The sequence below is a fragment of the Nocardia sp. CDC153 genome, from assembly GCF_035818515.1.
Taxonomy (GTDB): Bacteria; Actinomycetota; Actinomycetes; order Mycobacteriales; family Mycobacteriaceae; genus Nocardia.
In genome coordinates, this window is the sequence record NZ_JAYKYU010000014.1 from 1 (window position 1) to 1,129 (window position 1,129).

Sequence of the window (1,129 nt, forward strand, 5' to 3'; positions counted from 1 at the left end):
ACCTTCAGGTTCTCGGTCAACGTCACCGCATCCACACGCTCGATGGACTGCAGCATCAGCTGGGCGACGTCGACGACCTCGACACCCTGGCCGACCTCGCCACCGTCCTTGCGAGCGGTCACCCCATCGGTGAGCATCACCCGACAGAACGGGCACCCCGTCGCGATCATCGACGGCTCATTCCCACCACCGAGGGTGTCCAATGCTTCGTCGACACGGTCGATATTGATGCGCTTACCGAGCTGTTCTTCCATCCACATGCGCGCACCACCGGCACCACAACACATCGACCGCTCACCGTGACGCGGCATCTCCACCAGCGTCGAGCCCGAGGCTTCCATCAACTCACGCGGCGCGTTGTAGATCTTGTTGTGGCGGCCCAGATAGCACGGGTCGTGGTAGGTGACGTTCTGGGCGACCGGCGACACCGGCACCAACGCCTTCGCCCGCACCAACCGGTTGAGCAGCTGGGTGTGGTGCACCACCTCATAAGTCCCACCGACCTGCGGGTACTCGTTGTTCAACGCGTTGAAGCAGTGCGCACAGGTGACGACGATCTTCTTCTTCGCCTGCTCCACACCCTCGAACACGCTGTTGAGCAGCTCGATGTTCTGCATGGCCAACTGCTGGAACAAGAACTCGTTGCCCGCACGCCGCGCCGAATCACCGGTGCAGGTCTCTTCCTGACCCAACACCATGAACTTCACCCCGGCGGTGGCGAGGAGTTCGGCGACGGCCTTGGTGGTCTTCTTGGCGCGGTCTTCGTACGCGCCAGCGCAGCCGACCCAGAACAGGTACTCATAGCCGTCGAAGGAATCGGCGTCCTTGCCGTAGACGGGGACCTCGAAGTCGACCTCGGAGATCCAGTTCAGGCGGTCCTTGGCGTTCTGCCCCCACGGATTGCCCTTGTTCTCCAGGTTCTTGAACAACCCGGCCAGCTCGGAGGGGAACTCGGACTCGATGAGCACCTGGTAGCGGCGCATATCGATGATGTGGTCCACGTGCTCGATATCGACCGGGCACTGCTCCACACACGCACCACAGGTCGTGCACGACCACAACACTTCCGGATCGATGATGCCGCCCACGTCCTCGCCACCGACCAACGGCCGCTCCGCCTCTGCGCGCG

General features: G+C 62.8%; 1 protein-coding gene. It reads right to left on the minus strand.

Features of this window, described 5'->3' with window-relative positions:
* Positions 1-1,129: (Fe-S)-binding protein (locus VMT65_RS38340; protein ID WP_326313664.1), on the minus strand; the 1,129-nt coding region annotated here is incomplete at both ends.